The sequence below is a fragment of the Hyphomicrobium facile genome, assembly GCF_900116175.1.
Classification (GTDB): Bacteria; Pseudomonadota; Alphaproteobacteria; order Rhizobiales; family Hyphomicrobiaceae; genus Hyphomicrobium_B; species Hyphomicrobium_B facile.
On record NZ_FPCH01000004.1, the window covers coordinates 22,262 to 37,092 of the forward strand.

At 59.3% G+C, this 14,831-nt stretch carries 21 protein-coding genes; 10 read left to right on the forward strand and 11 right to left on the reverse strand.

Going from position 1 to position 14,831, the window contains the following annotated elements; all coding sequences use genetic code 11:
• Window positions 1-98 precede the first annotated feature (98 nt).
• A complete protein-coding gene (eno, locus tag BM399_RS18170) occupies window positions 99-1,376 on the reverse strand; it encodes a phosphopyruvate hydratase (RefSeq protein WP_092869226.1) in 1,278 nt (425 codons plus the stop codon).
• A 288-nt stretch (window positions 1,377-1,664) separates the two neighbouring features.
• Here eno and queC point away from each other — a divergent pair, with 288 nt between their 5' ends.
• A complete protein-coding gene (queC, locus tag BM399_RS18175) occupies window positions 1,665-2,387 on the forward strand; it encodes a 7-cyano-7-deazaguanine synthase QueC (RefSeq protein WP_092869227.1) in 723 nt (240 codons plus the stop codon).
• A 19-nt stretch (window positions 2,388-2,406) separates the two neighbouring features.
• Here the strand turns inward: queC and BM399_RS18180 are convergent, their stop codons facing one another.
• Window positions 2,407-2,904 carry a PaaI family thioesterase gene (locus BM399_RS18180; protein ID WP_092869228.1) on the reverse strand — a complete coding sequence of 166 codons (498 nt, stop codon included), beginning with the start codon at window positions 2,902-2,904 and terminating at the stop codon, window positions 2,407-2,409.
• A gap of 228 nt (window positions 2,905-3,132) precedes the next feature.
• On the opposite strand from BM399_RS18180, the gene queE reads away from it, so the two are divergent.
• The 3 genes from queE to queF all read left to right on the forward strand — a co-directional run bounded on the left by queE (window position 3,133) and on the right by queF (window position 4,703).
• Window positions 3,133-3,762, forward strand: a complete 630-nt coding sequence (gene queE, locus BM399_RS18185; protein WP_092869449.1) for a 7-carboxy-7-deazaguanine synthase — start codon at window positions 3,133-3,135, stop codon at window positions 3,760-3,762.
• An 86-nt stretch (window positions 3,763-3,848) separates the two neighbouring features.
• Window positions 3,849-4,235, forward strand: a complete 387-nt coding sequence (locus tag BM399_RS18190; RefSeq protein WP_092869229.1) for a 6-pyruvoyl trahydropterin synthase family protein — start codon at window positions 3,849-3,851, stop codon at window positions 4,233-4,235.
• A 6-nt stretch (window positions 4,236-4,241) separates the two neighbouring features.
• Window positions 4,242-4,703 carry a preQ(1) synthase gene (gene queF / locus BM399_RS18195; protein WP_092869230.1) on the forward strand — a complete coding sequence of 154 codons (462 nt, stop codon included), beginning with the start codon at window positions 4,242-4,244 and terminating at the stop codon, window positions 4,701-4,703.
• Window positions 4,704-4,751: 48 nt separating this feature from the next.
• Here queF and BM399_RS18200 read toward each other — a convergent pair whose 3' ends face one another.
• The 3 genes from BM399_RS18200 to BM399_RS18210 form a co-directional block, all read right to left on the reverse strand.
• Complete coding sequence (locus BM399_RS18200) at window positions 4,752-5,036, reverse strand: hypothetical protein (protein WP_092869231.1); 285 nt, start codon at window positions 5,034-5,036, stop codon at window positions 4,752-4,754.
• Window positions 5,037-5,188: 152 nt separating this feature from the next.
• Window positions 5,189-6,112, reverse strand: coding sequence for a pirin family protein (locus BM399_RS18205; RefSeq protein ID WP_092869232.1), 924 nt, complete (start codon window positions 6,110-6,112; stop codon window positions 5,189-5,191).
• Between the two features lie 59 nt (window positions 6,113-6,171).
• The gene (locus BM399_RS18210) at window positions 6,172-6,630 is read right to left on the reverse strand and encodes a thiol-disulfide oxidoreductase DCC family protein (RefSeq protein ID WP_092869233.1); all 459 of its coding nucleotides are present in this window, start codon (window positions 6,628-6,630) and stop codon (window positions 6,172-6,174) included.
• 184 nt (window positions 6,631-6,814) lie between these two features.
• Here BM399_RS18210 and BM399_RS18215 point away from each other — a divergent pair, with 184 nt between their 5' ends.
• The 3 genes from BM399_RS18215 (at window position 6,815) to BM399_RS18225 (ending at window position 8,578) form a co-directional block, all read left to right on the forward strand.
• Window positions 6,815-7,237: a lysozyme inhibitor LprI family protein gene (locus BM399_RS18215; protein WP_092869234.1), complete on the forward strand. Its 423-nt coding sequence runs from the start codon at window positions 6,815-6,817 to the stop codon at window positions 7,235-7,237.
• A gap of 228 nt (window positions 7,238-7,465) precedes the next feature.
• Window positions 7,466-7,960, forward strand: a complete 495-nt coding sequence (locus BM399_RS18220) for a DUF992 domain-containing protein (protein ID WP_092869450.1) — start codon at window positions 7,466-7,468, stop codon at window positions 7,958-7,960.
• 210 nt (window positions 7,961-8,170) lie between these two features.
• Window positions 8,171-8,578: a hypothetical protein gene (locus BM399_RS18225; protein ID WP_092869235.1), complete on the forward strand. Its 408-nt coding sequence runs from the start codon at window positions 8,171-8,173 to the stop codon at window positions 8,576-8,578.
• A gap of 6 nt (window positions 8,579-8,584) precedes the next feature.
• Here BM399_RS18225 and BM399_RS18230 read toward each other — a convergent pair whose 3' ends face one another.
• The 3 genes from BM399_RS18230 to speB all read right to left on the reverse strand — a co-directional run bounded on the left by BM399_RS18230 (window position 8,585) and on the right by speB (window position 10,874).
• On the reverse strand, window positions 8,585-9,283 hold the full coding sequence (locus tag BM399_RS18230; protein WP_092869451.1) for a ParB-like protein: 699 nt from the start codon (window positions 9,281-9,283) through the stop codon (window positions 8,585-8,587).
• Window positions 9,284-9,404: 121 nt separating this feature from the next.
• Complete coding sequence (locus BM399_RS18235) at window positions 9,405-9,716, reverse strand: hypothetical protein (RefSeq protein ID WP_092869236.1); 312 nt, start codon at window positions 9,714-9,716, stop codon at window positions 9,405-9,407.
• A gap of 102 nt (window positions 9,717-9,818) precedes the next feature.
• The gene (gene speB, locus BM399_RS18240) at window positions 9,819-10,874 is read right to left on the reverse strand and encodes an agmatinase (protein ID WP_092869237.1); all 1,056 of its coding nucleotides are present in this window, start codon (window positions 10,872-10,874) and stop codon (window positions 9,819-9,821) included.
• Window positions 10,875-11,095: 221 nt separating this feature from the next.
• Between speB and BM399_RS18245 the strand changes: the two genes are divergently transcribed.
• Window positions 11,096-11,392: a hypothetical protein gene (locus tag BM399_RS18245; RefSeq protein WP_092869238.1), complete on the forward strand. Its 297-nt coding sequence runs from the start codon at window positions 11,096-11,098 to the stop codon at window positions 11,390-11,392.
• A gap of 154 nt (window positions 11,393-11,546) precedes the next feature.
• On the opposite strand, the gene BM399_RS21270 is transcribed toward BM399_RS18245, so the two are convergent.
• Window positions 11,547-11,792, reverse strand: coding sequence for a hypothetical protein (locus BM399_RS21270; RefSeq protein WP_177228216.1), 246 nt, complete (start codon window positions 11,790-11,792; stop codon window positions 11,547-11,549).
• A gap of 138 nt (window positions 11,793-11,930) precedes the next feature.
• On the opposite strand from BM399_RS21270, the gene BM399_RS18250 reads away from it, so the two are divergent.
• Window positions 11,931-12,278 (forward strand): DMT family protein, encoded by a 348-nt coding sequence (locus tag BM399_RS18250; RefSeq protein WP_177228217.1) that lies wholly within the window; start codon window positions 11,931-11,933, stop codon window positions 12,276-12,278.
• 12 nt (window positions 12,279-12,290) lie between these two features.
• Here the strand turns inward: BM399_RS18250 and BM399_RS18255 are convergent, their stop codons facing one another.
• Window positions 12,291-13,295, reverse strand: a complete 1,005-nt coding sequence (locus BM399_RS18255) for a hypothetical protein (RefSeq protein WP_092869239.1) — start codon at window positions 13,293-13,295, stop codon at window positions 12,291-12,293.
• A gap of 281 nt (window positions 13,296-13,576) precedes the next feature.
• Here BM399_RS18255 and BM399_RS18260 point away from each other — a divergent pair, with 281 nt between their 5' ends.
• Window positions 13,577-13,948 (forward strand): YidB family protein, encoded by a 372-nt coding sequence (locus BM399_RS18260; RefSeq protein ID WP_092869240.1) that lies wholly within the window; start codon window positions 13,577-13,579, stop codon window positions 13,946-13,948.
• 35 nt (window positions 13,949-13,983) lie between these two features.
• Here BM399_RS18260 and BM399_RS18265 read toward each other — a convergent pair whose 3' ends face one another.
• Window positions 13,984-14,817: a glycoside hydrolase family 16 protein gene (locus tag BM399_RS18265; protein ID WP_143117864.1), complete on the reverse strand. Its 834-nt coding sequence runs from the start codon at window positions 14,815-14,817 to the stop codon at window positions 13,984-13,986.
• Between the last annotated feature and the right edge of the window lie 14 nt (window positions 14,818-14,831).

Sequence of the window (14,831 nt, forward strand, 5' to 3'; positions counted from 1 at the left end):
CTGATGTTATGAAAGCTCAATAAAAAGCCACATTAACGGGCCTAAGACGACAGTTCGCATTAGCGAGTACCGCCGCCTTCAGGCGCCGCTTATTGCGACTAGCGCTTCAGGATCGACCGGCCCGCATAAATCGCGACGGCGCCGAGTTCTTCTTCGATCCGGATGAGCTGGTTGTATTTTGCCAAACGGTCCGAGCGCGACAACGAGCCCGTTTTTATCTGACCGCAGTTCGTCGCAACGGCGAGATCGGCAATCGTCGAGTCTTCCGTTTCACCCGAACGATGCGACATGACTGCGGAATACCCAGCGCGCTGCGCCATGCTCACAGCGTCGAGCGTCTCCGACAACGAACCGATCTGGTTGACCTTCACGAGGATCGAGTTCGCGATGCCTTTCTCGATACCTTCGGCGAGGCGTTCCGTGTTCGTCACGAAGAGATCGTCGCCAACCAGCTGAACGCGCTTGCCGATGAGATCGGTCAAGAGCTTCCATCCGGCCCAGTCGTCCTCCGCCATTCCGTCTTCAATGGAGACGATCGGAAAGCGGTTCACGAGATCTTCGAGATATTTGGCGTTACCCGCGCTATCGAGCGACTTGCCCTCGCCGGCGAGCTGATACTTCCCGTTTTTGTAGTATTCGGTCGAGGCGCAATCGAGCGCCAGCATCACGTCTTCGCCGGGCTTGTAACCGGCCTTCTCGATCGACTTCATGATGAAGGTCAGCGCTTCGTCGGCGCTCTTCAGGTTAGGCGCGAAGCCGCCCTCGTCGCCAACCGAAGTATTATGACCCGCGTCCTTGAGGTTCTTCTTCAGGGTGTGGAAAATCTCAGCGCCGATGCGGATGGCATCCGCGCAAGATTCGGCCGCAACCGGCATGATCATGAATTCTTGGATGTCGATCGGATTGTCGGCGTGGGCCCCGCCGTTGATGATGTTCATCATCGGCACGGGAAGAATGTGCGCGTTGACGCCGCCGATATAGCGATAGAGCGGAAGGTCGTTCGAACGCGCCGCGGCCTTCGCCACGGCAAGCGACACGCCGAGAATGGCGTTGGCGCCAAGCCGGCTCTTGTTGTCGGTTCCGTCGAGCTGAAGCAACGCCGCATCGATCCCGCGCTGCTCTTCGGCATCCATGCCCGAAAGCGCATCGAAGATCTCACCGTTGACGGCATCGACCGCTTTCCAAACGCCCTTGCCCTGGTAACGCTCCTTGTCCCCATCCCTGAGCTCGATCGCTTCGTGAGCCCCGGTCGAGGCGCCCGACGGTACGGCAGCCCGGCCCTCTGATCCATCTTCGAGAAGCACATCCACTTCGACCGTCGGATTGCCTCTGCTGTCGAGGATTTCGCGGCCGATGATGTCGACGATGGCGGTCATGAGCGTTCCTGGTGTTGGTACTTGTGGTTGGGAAGGGGCGTTTTCGGGAGTTTCGCGCCCGGTTATTAAACCCTAATGTCGGTGCAGCAAAGACCCGCTGGGCGGTCTGCGCCTACCCTATGGGCCAGTTCGGTCGAGAAGTACGGGTGAGATAACGTGTTCGTCGATAAAGTCGATCAAAGAGAAACCCACCCAAGATCCCGGGGTTGCGCTAAATAAGCGATCCGTGAGGGTTTTCATCCTAAATCGGTGCCATCCACAGCTCTTCTGAGAAGGTTTAGTCGCCCCGTGCCGGAATCGTCTGCTCTTGTTCTTTTTTCAGGTGGCCAGGACTCGACCGTATGTCTGGCCTGGGCGCTAGATCGTTACGACCGGATCGAAACGGTCGGGTTCAGCTACGGACAGCGCCACAGCGTCGAACTCGAGCAGCGTGAAATCATCCGCTCGAAACTCGCGCGCCTCGGCCCTGCGGGACAGCGCCTCGGCGGCGATACGGTCCTCGACTTGCCGGCACTCCAAAGCATCAGCGATACCGCGCTGACCCGCGACACGGAAATTGCGTTCGCGGCCACCGGATTGCCGACCACGTTCGTGCCGGGTCGCAACCTTCTATTCCTCACCTATGCCGCGGCGCTCGGATACCGGCGCGGGATCGCCACCATCGTCGGCGGCATGTGCGAGACAGACTTCTCCGGCTACCCCGATTGCCGGAACGATACGATGCAGGCAATGGCCCAGGCCCTGTCGTTGGGACTGGCGACGCCGGTGTCCATCGAAACCCCGCTCATGTTCATCGACAAGGCCGGAACCTGGGAATTGGCCTCGAAGCTCGGCGGCGAAGACCTGATCCAAATCATCCTCGAAGACACCCACACCTGCTACGTCGGCGACCGCACGAACCGTCACGAGTGGGGCTATGGTTGCGGCGTGTGCCCGGCTTGCGATCTTCGCGCTAAAGGCTGGGCGGAATGGCAAGCGCGCACAAATCGCGAATTGCCTCAGAAAGCGTAGATCTCAGAAAGCGTAGATCTCAGAAAGGGTAGATCAGGCACGTCGTCGTCGCGTGCGCGATGAGCCTGCCTCTGGTGTCCGTCAATCGGCCTTCAGCCGCCGCACCCCGACGCCCGCGCGACAGCAGTGTTCCTTCGGCACGAACGGTGCCCGTGTTCTTCGTCATCGGACGGAGCAACGAAACCTTGAATTCCATTGTCGTGAACCCGGTGCCCTTCGGAAGCGTCGACAGCACCGCGCACGCCATGCAGGAATCGAGCAGCGTCGCGGTATACCCTGCGTGTACGGTTCGAATGGGGTTGTAGTGCTCTTCGCGAGGTTCGGAAACGAACACCGTCCGCCCCTCCTCCGCTTCGACCAACCGGAACCCGAGCGTCTTCGAAATTGGCGGTCCCGGCAGATTGCCGCGCATTATGGCGGTAAGAAACTCGAGCCCGCTCATTGAAGTCAGCGTCGCAAGATCGACGATGCCGACATTGTCCGGCCCGGGAGAGCTTCGCGGTGCGCTTGGCTGCATGGCTGGTCCCTTCCGTCAGGCTTCTAACGCAAACGGATTGGAACCCGTCGCCCGATTGAAACTGTTCTCATGCTCGGCGTCTTTCAATGCGGCGACGACGCCCTGCCGGCCATTTTCGGCCCCCGGCCGGCGCCTCTGATAAGCCGAAACAGCGACAGGAGCGCGCTGCGGTCACCATCCGCCCCTGCCGGACTTGACTTGCCCGCGGCGCTTCGTAGGTATCCCAGCATGTATGCGATCAAGGAGATTTTCTACACGCTGCAAGGCGAAGGCGCGAACGCCGGCACGCCCGCCGTGTTCTGCCGGTTTGCAGGCTGCAACCTGTGGACCGGGCGTGAGCAGGATCGCGCCAAGGCCGTCTGCCAGTTCTGTGATACGGACTTCGTCGGGATGGACGGAGAAGGCGGCGGACGCTTCGAGACTGCCGATGCCCTCGCGGACGCCTGCCGGCAAGCGGCTCCTGCGTCAAACCATTCGATACTTGTCGTCCTGACCGGCGGAGAACCGATGCTTCAGGTGGACCAGGAGCTGGTCGACGCGCTCCACGCGCGCGGCTTCAGGATCGCGATCGAAACCAACGGCACGCTTCCGGTCCTCGAAACGATTGATTGGATTTGCGTCTCACCGAAAGTCGGCTCCGACCTGAAGCAGCTGCACGGTCACGAGTTGAAGCTCGTCTTCCCGCAGGAAGGCGGCGACCCGGCCCGGTATCTCGAACTCGACTTCGAGGAACGCTTCCTGCAGCCGATGGACGGCCCCGATCAGCGCGCCAACACGCTTGCGGCCATCGCTTACTGCAAAGCCAATCCGGCATGGCGTCTGTCGGTCCAAACCCATAAAATTCTCGGAATCCCTTAACGAATGGGCCTTCCGCGCCGGTTTGGCGCGGTTTGAGCCCCCCGGCGGGGGTGGCGCCTCGGGGCGAAATCCCGTATGGAGCGGCCATGCAAATTTATAAGGAATTCAGGTTCGAGGCGGCCCACTTCCTGCCGTCGGCAGCACCCGGCACACCCAATGCCCGCGTGCACGGACACTCGTTTCGCGCGCGCATTGTCGTCGAAGGCGAACCGGGCCCGACGACCGGCTACATCTTCCATTTCGACGAATTATCGTCAGCGCTCCGCGAAACGGAGGACGCCCTCGATCATCGCATGCTGAACGACATCGACGGGCTCGAAGCGCCGACGCTCGAGCGCATCGCCGTGTGGATCTGGAACCGGCTTTCGAACCGCATCCCCGGCCTGTGCCAGGTCGAAGTCCATCGCGATAGCTGCAGTGAAGGTTGTATATATCGCGGACCTTCACCCGAAGCGCGTTTGGCTGCGGAGTAACGGACAATGGCAGCGGAAAAGCCGGGCGCAACTCAGCTCGGCAAGCAAGTCGGGATACCGGACAGTCCCGAGACGGCTCAGCTCGACCGCGTCGCCAATCCGCACGCCGATACAGACTATGTCGCGCGCTTCACCGCACCCGAGTTCACGTCACTGTGTCCCGTGACGGGCCAGCCCGATTTCGCACATCTCGTCATCGACTACGTGCCGGGCGCGTGGCTGCTTGAAAGCAAATCGCTGAAACTCTATCTCGCGTCGTTTCGCAACCACGGTGCCTTCCATGAAGATTGCACCGTTGCGATCGGCAAGCGTATTGCGAGCCTTATCGAACCGAAGTTCCTGAGAATAGGCGGTTACTGGTATCCGCGCGGCGGCATTCCGATTGACGTCTTCTGGCAAACGGGAACACTTCCGAAGGATGTGTGGCTGCCGGACCAGGGCGTACAGCCATACAGAGGACGAGGCTAAGCTCGTCCCCTGCAATGATTTTCGGTCAGCCTTGAATGGCTGAGCGAATTACCAGCGGTTGTGGCGGTGGTGATGACGCCAATGCCGGTGATGGCGATACGGACGATAGTAGCCGTATCCATAATAGGGCCGGTAATACGGCCTATAATAGCCATAGCGATGATGGCGATGCCGCCAACGGCGATAGTGCGTCTTCTCTACGACACTGTTGCCGCTCTTCGCAGCTGATTCAACTGCCGCAAGATTGCCGCCGCCGATTGCAGCGGCTTGAGCTCCGGTCGCGGCAAAGCCGATCCCGAGTCCCAGCGCCACTGCCAAAAGTAGATTTCGCATTTCGGTCTCCCAAGCTATTGCCTCCCGGTAATTCGCAATTGCGATTACTGGTTCCGGCTTTTGCACTTTAGGAGTCGAAGACTGAACGGCAGCTGTACGGCGCGCACAATCTCAGGTGGCGAATTGCGATGAATTGTGGCCCAAATCAGAAATCAGCGATTTTCGGGTAGCGGAATAAATTCCGTTTCATCGCCGGGAACGATTTCGAAACGGCCTTGCCGCCAATCTTCTTTGGCGCTGTCGATGCGCTCTTGCGAGCTCGATACGAAATTCCACCAGATATGCCGCGGCCCGTCCATCGGTTCACCGCCGAGAAGCATCAGCCGCGCGTTTGTTTCCGCGAGAATTGATATGCGATCGCCGGGCCTGAAGACGAGAAGCTGACCTCCCTCGAATGTCTGCCCTCCGATATCGATGCGCCCCGACGCGAGATACACGGCGCGTTCGTCGTAATCCGGATCGAGAGGCAGAACGGCGCCCGGCGCCAGAACGGCTTCGCCATAAAAGCAATCGTGCGGAAAGGCGGCAGGCGACGTCTCACCGTAAAGACTGCCGACGATGAGCCGAACGCGCTTCCCCTCGCCTTCGAGCCTCGGCAGCGCGCTCACATCATGATGCGCAAAGGCCGGAGCGCTCTCCTCATGAGACTTCGGAAGCGCCATCCACGCCTGGATTCCAAACATATCCTGGCCGGACATTCTCGTGTCGGGAGCCGTCCGTTCGGAATGGACAATGCCGCGGCCCGCCGTCATCAGATTGACCTCACCCGGGCGGATCGCAAGCGACGACCCGAGGCTGTCGCGATGCATCATCTCACCTTCGAAAAGATAGGTGACGGTCGCAAGCCCGATATGGGGATGCGGTCTGACGTCGATCCCTTGCCCGGATAGAAATTGCGCCGGGCCCATCTGATCGAAAAATATGAAGGGCCCGATCATCTGCCGCTGCGCCGACGGCAGCGCGCGCCGCACTTCGAACCCGCCGAGATCGCGAGCGCGCGGCACAATGACTTGCTCGATCGCGTCGCAAGACTTGCAATCGCCCGGAATGGGATCGTTATCCTTGAGCCAACTCATCGAGCGTCTCCTCTGCTTTGCCACAACATGGCGGCAATCAGTGCCTGCCGCAATCGGACCTACGTAACAAGAAATCGCAACTTCTCGGCGACGCTCGGACGCCTGCACGTATCCCGGCTGCCAAACCAGCGGAGCCGGTTCCGCTGAACCCAATCGTAAATCCGGTCGCCGATGGCATCGGGAATAATTCGGCCCGCGAACCCCAATCCGCGCCAGGGTTGAGGCAGCGTCTGCGCCGCAGCCAACACGCCCGCCCACCGCGTGTAAGGCAGTCCCTTGCTCAACACCATGAAGGTATCGAACGCTTCGGCGTCGAGATTGTAATGCGCGTAAAGGGCCTTCGGCAGCGGATCTTGAATGATTGCGAACTGGCTTTGCCCAGCCGGATCGCGATCAAGCATCCACTGCACGCCGCCTGAACAGAGAACGCAAAGACCGTCGAAAATGATCAAGGGCCGGCTATCGTCAAAGCCCGGAACCGCCGGATCATCGCGGTAGCTGTAGGCCGTGAAAGGCATCAAAGATCGCTTCCTGCGTCGGGTTCATGACAAGGCGATGGAGACGGAGACACGGCGCTATCATGATGCAAATTCCTTTTCCGTCTCAATTCCGAATTTTTCCGAATAAAGCCTACCGGCCGGAACGCGCGACGCGTAGAAATTTCCACACGTCATATCTCAGCACCGCTTGGAGTACAGACCGATGCCCCGCCTTGCAGCGCTCGTTCCCTGCCTTCTCCTCTCTCTCGGCCTCGCAAGCCTATGGACCACCAGACCCGCCGCCGCTGAAATCAATTGCGCCGACGCTGGAACGACGGTGGAGCTGAACTTCTGCGCCGACAAGGATTATCAGGCCGCCGATAAGGCCCTCAACGCCGCCTACGCGAGTGCTCTCGCCTATATCCGGACGCGCGACATGGACGAACAGTCGGACAAAGAGCGCCTCGAGAAAGCGATGCGCAATGCCCAACGCGCCTGGGTCGCCTACCGCGATTCCGACTGCAAAGACCTCGTGGCGCTGGAATGGTCCGGCGGCACCGGCGCCACAGCGGCAATCCTCGGATGCATGACCGGAAAGACCATCCAGCGCACCAAGGAGCTGAACGAGCGATATTCGGAACACTGAGACGGCGCGCTGACCTGAGTTCAAGATGCACGCCAAGATAGCCGTTCACCATACCCTTCACTCGCGCGTGACTTTGGCCGGATGAACTGCCACCGAACCGTCGTTTTAGGACTTTAGACCTCCGCGACTACAGGGGGCTCGAACGTCACGCATGTGCAGAGTTTTTGTCCTTATGTACACGCGCCCGGACATGCCCGCGCGCGACAGTCGATGTCGGGAGAAAAGAACATGACTTCATCACCCCTTGCTTCGCGGGTTCTTGCCGGATGCGCAGTCTTCGCCGCGATGGCCGCAACGCCGCTTTCGCCGTCCATCGCCGCGCCGAAAATCGCGGTCGGCACGTTGACCTGCTACGGCAAGGGCGGCGTCGGGTACATTTTCGGCTCGAAGCAAAACCTGCGTTGCAATTTCGAAACGCCAATCAGCGGACGCACCTATCGTTACGCCGCAACGATCACCAAAGTCGGTGTCGATATCGGCATCAAGGGCGATAGCACTCTCGTCTGGACGGTACTTGGACCGACGACGAACATTCCGAGTGAAGCACTCGAAGGCAATTACGGCGGCGTCACCGCGGGTGCCGCAGTCGGCATCGGCGCGAGCGCTAACGCACTCCTCGGTGGCTCGAGCCAGTCCATCATCCTCCAGCCTGTGAGCGTCGAAGGACAGACGGGGCTGAACATCTCAGCTGGCGTCGCCGGCTTGACGATCTTCAAGCCATAAGTCCGACAGCTGAACGAAACGGCGGCGCGCTGCAAATTCGAATTGCAGCGCGCATAACTCTCCCGCAAAATTATCCGTCAGATGATATTTTGTGCTCGGCAAATTGATGAGCCTCGCGCGCCTCTTAGCTCGCATTCCGAGCATAACGTCATCACTTTTTGGCCATGAGAATCGCACGGTATCGGACCTCTAAGCCGCGAGGAGATAACCATGGCCGCCCTATCTAAAAACGTCGAAGAAATGTTGATGCGCCTTGCGGATAATGCGCGCACCGAACAGGATTTCGTGATGACGTTGTCCGACGCAATCCGCCGCGTCGATGAGCAGCTGCTTCGTGATGTTCGCAACGTTGCGATCCAGCACGAGCTTCGCCGCGAAGCCATTCTCGGAGAACTCCAGGATCTTGCTTCGCGACTTTGTGCGCTTCCCGTGCGCACTCCCATACAGCCCGTCGCAGCGATTGATCAGCAAGCGTATCAGCAGCAGGAACCAGGCCATCAGGCACGGGCCGAAATCGAAGCCGCGCTGAATGGTCAGGCAGGAGCCGATTGGCGCCAAGCCGCACAGAATATGCACGACGAGTTCGAGTTCACCTTCAACGGTCAGCAGCGGCACTAAGAGAGTTTACCGCCCGATATATCCGGGCATCCGCACGGCCTCGCGAGAGGCAGAGAGGCGCATGGCATGGCTGTGCGCATATTCGAAATCACGGCGCACGGTCGCCCTCGGAATGCGCGCCCTGAAAAAATCGGCCCATCGAAATTCCTCATAGGGCTTGCCCGATTTTGCAAAGCCGCCGGCTTTGCGAACGGACCAAGCGAGGTCGCGATAGGGATCGGCGCGCAATTGCTTCAACGTCTCGGGAAGTTTTGACGGGCACACCGGTTGCCCGTGCGCATCATAAGGGTGCAACAGCCCGAGCGTTGTCATCTGCCGCAGGAAGCGTTTGCGCGGCAGCTGCGAGAAATCAGCGACCACATCGACCCATGCCTCTTCCACGTCGCTCTTCAACAGCGCCAGGCTCAAGTGATGATGATCGATGATGAAGAAGTCTTCGCCGGGACCGAGCACGGCCGGTATCGGACGCTCCTCGAGAAAACATTTGAGCTTTCGCCGGCTTCTCGCGCGTCGTTCGACTTTTTCTCGCTTGGCCGCAACGGCCCGCATTCCGACCGCCATTTGCGTCGGCCGCAAGTCCTCGATGGAAACGCGAGTGAGTTTGGATTTGCGGGTGGGAACGTGAGAACGCGGCAACTGTAATTGGAAGCCTTGGGCGAGACGCAAATCGGAAGCCGGTTCAAACCAAACATCAAGCGGCGGCATGACTTCCCACAAAGCCAACTGAACACCGCTTAACGTTTTCGCCTTTATGGTTAAGATTTGGTTTAGGACATCCAATATCTCAGCCGCGAACGCAACCGAACGTGCGAATTTTGCGGGAGACTTACTTCGCTGCGGTCATCGATCCGCCACGCCGCCGCGAAACCTCCGCAACCGAAACTTCGCCAGCCGCAACCAGTGCATCGACACAACCCTTCGAGAGACCGACGCCGACCGCGCGCATGCACGATCTGACCTGCGGGCTGTTCGGACTGTAGGCGCTGCAGTGAGCATAATAATCGCTGGCGCACGCCATTTGTACGCGCAGGCTGACGGCCGAAGCAGTGCCCGCCATCAGCGTGACGCCGGCGAGAGCGAGGGCCGGCGCGAGAACAGCGCGGAAAGCATTCCGGTGGATCACAACAAAAGTAGTCATTGCAGGTCTCCATCTCTTCTAGCGGCAAGCCCCAATGGGCCGTTGTCGCGAGAAGAAATAGCGTGTCCCAGGATGCTTCCGCTGTTCCGGCGGGAACCGGACTTACATCCGGTTCAGCTGTCCTGCCCTTGCGTCATCGCGTATGGACATCGCCCCGCCTGGCCACGGATAGACGTCCGCCCGCGCACCATTCATGCGAGCCAACCGGCACGCCTGCTCATACACGACAGTTGCCGCAGCAAGCGCCGTGATGCCTCCATGATCATACGCGGGCGCCACTTCGACGACGTCGCATCCGACGATCCGAACATCTTCGAGGCCCCGAAGCATGGCGAGCAGTTCGCGCGGCGTAAGCCCACCCATCACGGGCGTGCCGGTGCCGGGCGCAAAGGCCGGATCGAGACAATCGATATCGACGGTCAGATAGCAGGGAGAATCCCCCGCAAGCGCCTTCACCATCGCAACGATCTCACTCGGGCCTCTATCGGCGACGGCGGCGCTGTCGAAAATGTTCATGCCCATCGGATCGTCGACCCAGGTTCGAATGCCGATCTGCGATGACTTCTTGGGATCGATCAGGCCATCGTGAATGGCTTGCGCGAACATCGTGCCGTGATTGATCTCGACCGAACCGTCATGCCCGACACGCGGCGTCCACGTATCGGGATGGGCGTCGAAATGAATGAGCGTCAGCGGCCCATGCATCCGCGCATGCGCTTTGAGCAACGGATAGCTGACGAAATGATCGCCGCCGAGAGCGCACAAGAATGCGCCGCTCGCGATGACATCGAACGCAGCGTCTTCGATCGCCGCAGGGATCGTTTGCGGAAATCCGAAATCGAGCAAAGCGTCGCCGAGATCGACAATCCTGACGTGCGATAAAGGATCGAAACCACCGGGATAAGCCTTGAGTTCAGCGAGCTGAGCGGAGGCAGATCTCACCGCGTCGGGCCCGAGCCGCGCTCCCGGCCTGTTCGACGTTGCGATGTCGAGCGGTATCCCGAGCACGACGAAATCGCCCGCTCCTGCCCGGTCGACGCGTGGCGCCCTGAGAAAAGTATGGGTGCCCGAATAGGTTTGTTCGGAAGCGATGGAGGAAGGAGACAGCGCGCTGAGCTTATGCTGCGAACGCACGCCGGTTGTAGCGCCGGAAAGCATGACGACCTCGATTGTTGCGATGTCGTCCGGCCGACACCTTCACAACCAACCGGGCAATCCCGGCGCCTCCGTTTCGCGGCTCTCCTTAGGATGCCGATCCAAATGCCGCAGTCAAGCCCCCCGAAAACCTAGAGAGAACATTTCGTCAGGACAAAGACAATGAACCTGAACCCTTTCCGCGCGTTACCACCTTCGACGATCACACAAGCGGACGTGAAACAATGTCAAAACTTGTACAGCTGACCACTGAAAAGGCTGCACGATCCGAGCGGGATGCAGAGCTTCTGCGCGAAGACCTGTTTGAAAAGTGCAACGCCGCAGTCGACGGACTGGGAAACAACGTTGCGGGATTTGCGCTGATCGTTTGGGGCAAGGATGGCGACATGCGAACGGCATACAATGCCGCTCACGGACCCATTGGGCCGGGCCTCGTTCCAACACTCGCGGCCGATGCATTGAACCGGCATGTGGCTGTCATGCTGGCGAAAAAGGAAGAACCGGACGACTCTGTCAGCTGAAACGACCATCAGCAGAAGAAGGAAAACCCGGAGCTAAGGCTCCGGGTTTGCGCTTTGATGTTAGTGCAGGAAGCCGAACAGATGCAGGCCGATGATCACGACCAGCGGAACGCCTGCCAGCCAAAGAATAACGTCACGTGCCATGTTGCTCTCCTCAATGTTTGATAGACGGTGGAATGCCGGTGTCAGTTGACTGCTCCGATTGACCTTCCGCAGATGAATCATGCGAACGCACAAGGTTCATCAATTCATCGAGGTGTTGCCGCGCCTCGGCCAAGTGTTGCTTGGCCTCCTCGCGTCGCAGGAAGACGCCATTCTGCGCGGCGCCGCGTAATTTGTTTTCAAGATCCCAAAGGGTCTTCAGGACCTTCGGAACGGTCTCTCTGATGTTTTCCGGCATCCGAGCCTCGCCAATTTGGACTGCTCTGTGAACGCCTCCCGCTGAATTCCGGTTCCGCTTTTGCCTTTGGGCCGTTCGGCGGGTAATTGAGGAACGGCAATTCCCACCAGACGCAATCAATCCGGACCTTCGAGCAACATGATCCCACAAGCAGTATTACCCATCGTCCTCCTGACGATGTCGAACGTCTTCATGACCTTCGCCTGGTACGGCCATCTCAAATTCACCAACAAGCCGCTATGGCTTGTCGTTATCGTCAGTTGGGGAATTGCGTTTTTCGAATATTGCCTCGCCGTCCCGGCCAATCGCTACGGGGTCGCGGTCTATTCGCCGGCGGAATTGAAAACGATGCAGGAAGTTATAACCCTGGTCGTCTTCGTAGCTTTCTCGGCAACCTATCTAGGCCAGCCGATCACGATCAATCAGGGCGTCGGATTTGCCTTCATCGCTCTCGGAGCGTTTTTCGTCTTCAAGGCGCCGCTGTGAGCAGCGATACGTTCACCTGATCGGAACGCTGAGCTGGAACTTGCTGCTCAGGCTTTGCGGCTCGGTTGACATTCCGACATTGTCGACGTCTGCCGTAACGCTCAGCGAGTAAGCGTCGGGTTTCGTGTAGGTGACGCCGGCGCCGGCAGACGCCGCGTCGAACGACGTATCCACCCCTTCCTTGCGGCTCGTCGATAAATCGAAGGCGCGCTTGTAGGTGACGAATGGCTCGAGTGTCGTTCCACCTTCGAGCGAGAACGAATGATTGACCTTCGGCGCGAGGATGACAGCGCTCTTTTGAGCAACTCCCGTGCTCGCCGCAAATTCGCTGTTGCCCGCCTGCCATTCGGTACGTGCGTCGAGGCTTAGCATCGGCGCCGCCTGCATCGTGACGTAAGCAGAAGCCTTCTGATCCTGCTCGACGCCTGCCGCCGGCGAGGAACGGGCATCGCCCTTCTCCAACGACACGCCTACGCTCGTCGCTCTGTTGATCTTGTAGTCCGCTCCGAAACCGACGCGCGACGAATGCGACTCCGATCCGTTGTAGCCGCTAAGATCGATATTGCTCCAAACATCAATCGGAGTATTTGGCCCGGGACCAGCTTTCGGAAGCTTCACCGCGTAGGCATCTGCTGTCGCATAGTCCGGCCGTTGCACGGACACGGTCCGCGCATTGTAATCGCGCAATGTGCCCAAGCTCGTGCGAACCGAAACACTGCCATCGTTGGCGTTGAACTTGGACGGGATGGTGCCTTTGCTGAGCGCAATCCACGGCATCCCGTCCGACGCAGGAGGAGCCGACGCGACCGGTAGGGAGTGCTCTGCAAGAGCCGCATCCAAATCGAACTCGATCTCGTCGTCGCAAGCCGTGAAATCGGGTTCCGCAGTCGTCGACTGCACGCCGACGCAATCCTCGGCACGAACCTCGGGAGCGAGGCAGAAAAGAAGGGCCAAGCACGCAACGCCCGCGCGCGCGGCGCCGCTATCGCCGATGGATCGAATGTGTTTGATGATCATAGTCGCCTGTTAGCTATGAACTTTGATCATGATATGGCGAAGCATCTCAATCGTCCACCGTCGTGGCGCTTCGGTGCCGTTATTGATCGTTCTGACCGGCATCGCTGCATTTACGGCCCTGTCACGTGAGCCTAGTATCTGCTTGCTCAACTCACACGAACGCCGGTTAACGGCCGGGGATTCGTGATGCATGGGTGACGCCCGCCACGTCGCGGACGCCCTGGACAGAGGTCAAAAAGCAATCACGCTGGATGACGTGTCGAACAAAGAAAGGGCAGACCATGAGCTGGAGCGATACACTCAAGGGAGTTGTCGGAAACATCGTCGGACAAGCCGAGGAAGGAGCCTTGCCGGAACTCCTGAAGGGCGTCCTCGGAACCGAAGGCCTCCAGTCGATCCTCACCAAACTTCAAGATGCGGGTTTCGGATCTCAGGTGTCTTCGTGGCTCGACAAGAACAAGAACAATCTGCCGATCACGCCGGAGCAAATTCAAACCGCGCTCGGCGACGAACATGTTCAGCAGATCGCGAGATCTCTCGGAATTCCCGTGGATACGATCCTCGCCGGCATGGCAAAGATGCTTCCGGAGATCGCAAGCGCTGCGGGCCCCGCTGCCAATCCGAATACGACGCCCGATCCCAAGGCCGGTTGAGTGTTCGAAGCCCGCAAAGGGCTCCAGCATTCGCCCTAATCCGACGCGGTGACGTCTTCTCGGCTGTCGGGTTCGGGCGGCTGCCGTTCCCATATGCGGATGGCCTTGATCGTCATCGTCGCGGGTAGTGCCGCTTCATCGACCGGCCCCGCCCATGCACTTCCGAGCGCAAGATTGATCACGAGATTGAACGGCTGCTGCAACGGTCGCGTTCGATCCATCGTAATCATCGGCTCATTGTCGATCGACACGAGAAGCTTCTCGGGCGTCAGCTCGGCTGAATAGAGGACATCCTTGCCCTGCAGCCCGGGGATCACGCGCTCGGCCTGTTTGGCGGTCCGGTTGGTGAACGACGAACCATAGTGCACCGTCGCGTGAACCAAATCGGGCTCCCGGCCCAGCTGCTCCATCAGATCGACTTCGCCGAAACCTTGCTTGTTCTCAGCCTTCAGCCAGATTGCTGGCCACGCGCCTTTGCCGCCGCGAACGCTGGCGACAATTTCGATAGAGAGGTTCTGCCAGGACTTCTTTGAAACAAGACTGGCCGAAGTGTACTTGCCGTCCGCCCGCACTTGCCGCCAATTCGGAGCGCCCTTGCGATAATCCGGATTAGCGACCTGTTCTTTCCGTGCAATGAGAGTTACGCCGCCATTCGAAATCTCGAAATTGGATTGACCCGCGTAATATTGCAGCTCCTCGTTTCGGAGGAATCCCTGTTCGAACGTCCATTCCGAATAATCGAAGCGCTCGCCGGCCGACCAATCCATCGCTACCGACCATCCAGGCTTGGACGTCCGGACAGTGCAACCGGCGTCGATCATCAGTGTGGAAAGCAATGAAAGTCCGAACCAGACTGGTTTTGGCTTCACTCAACAGCTCCCCC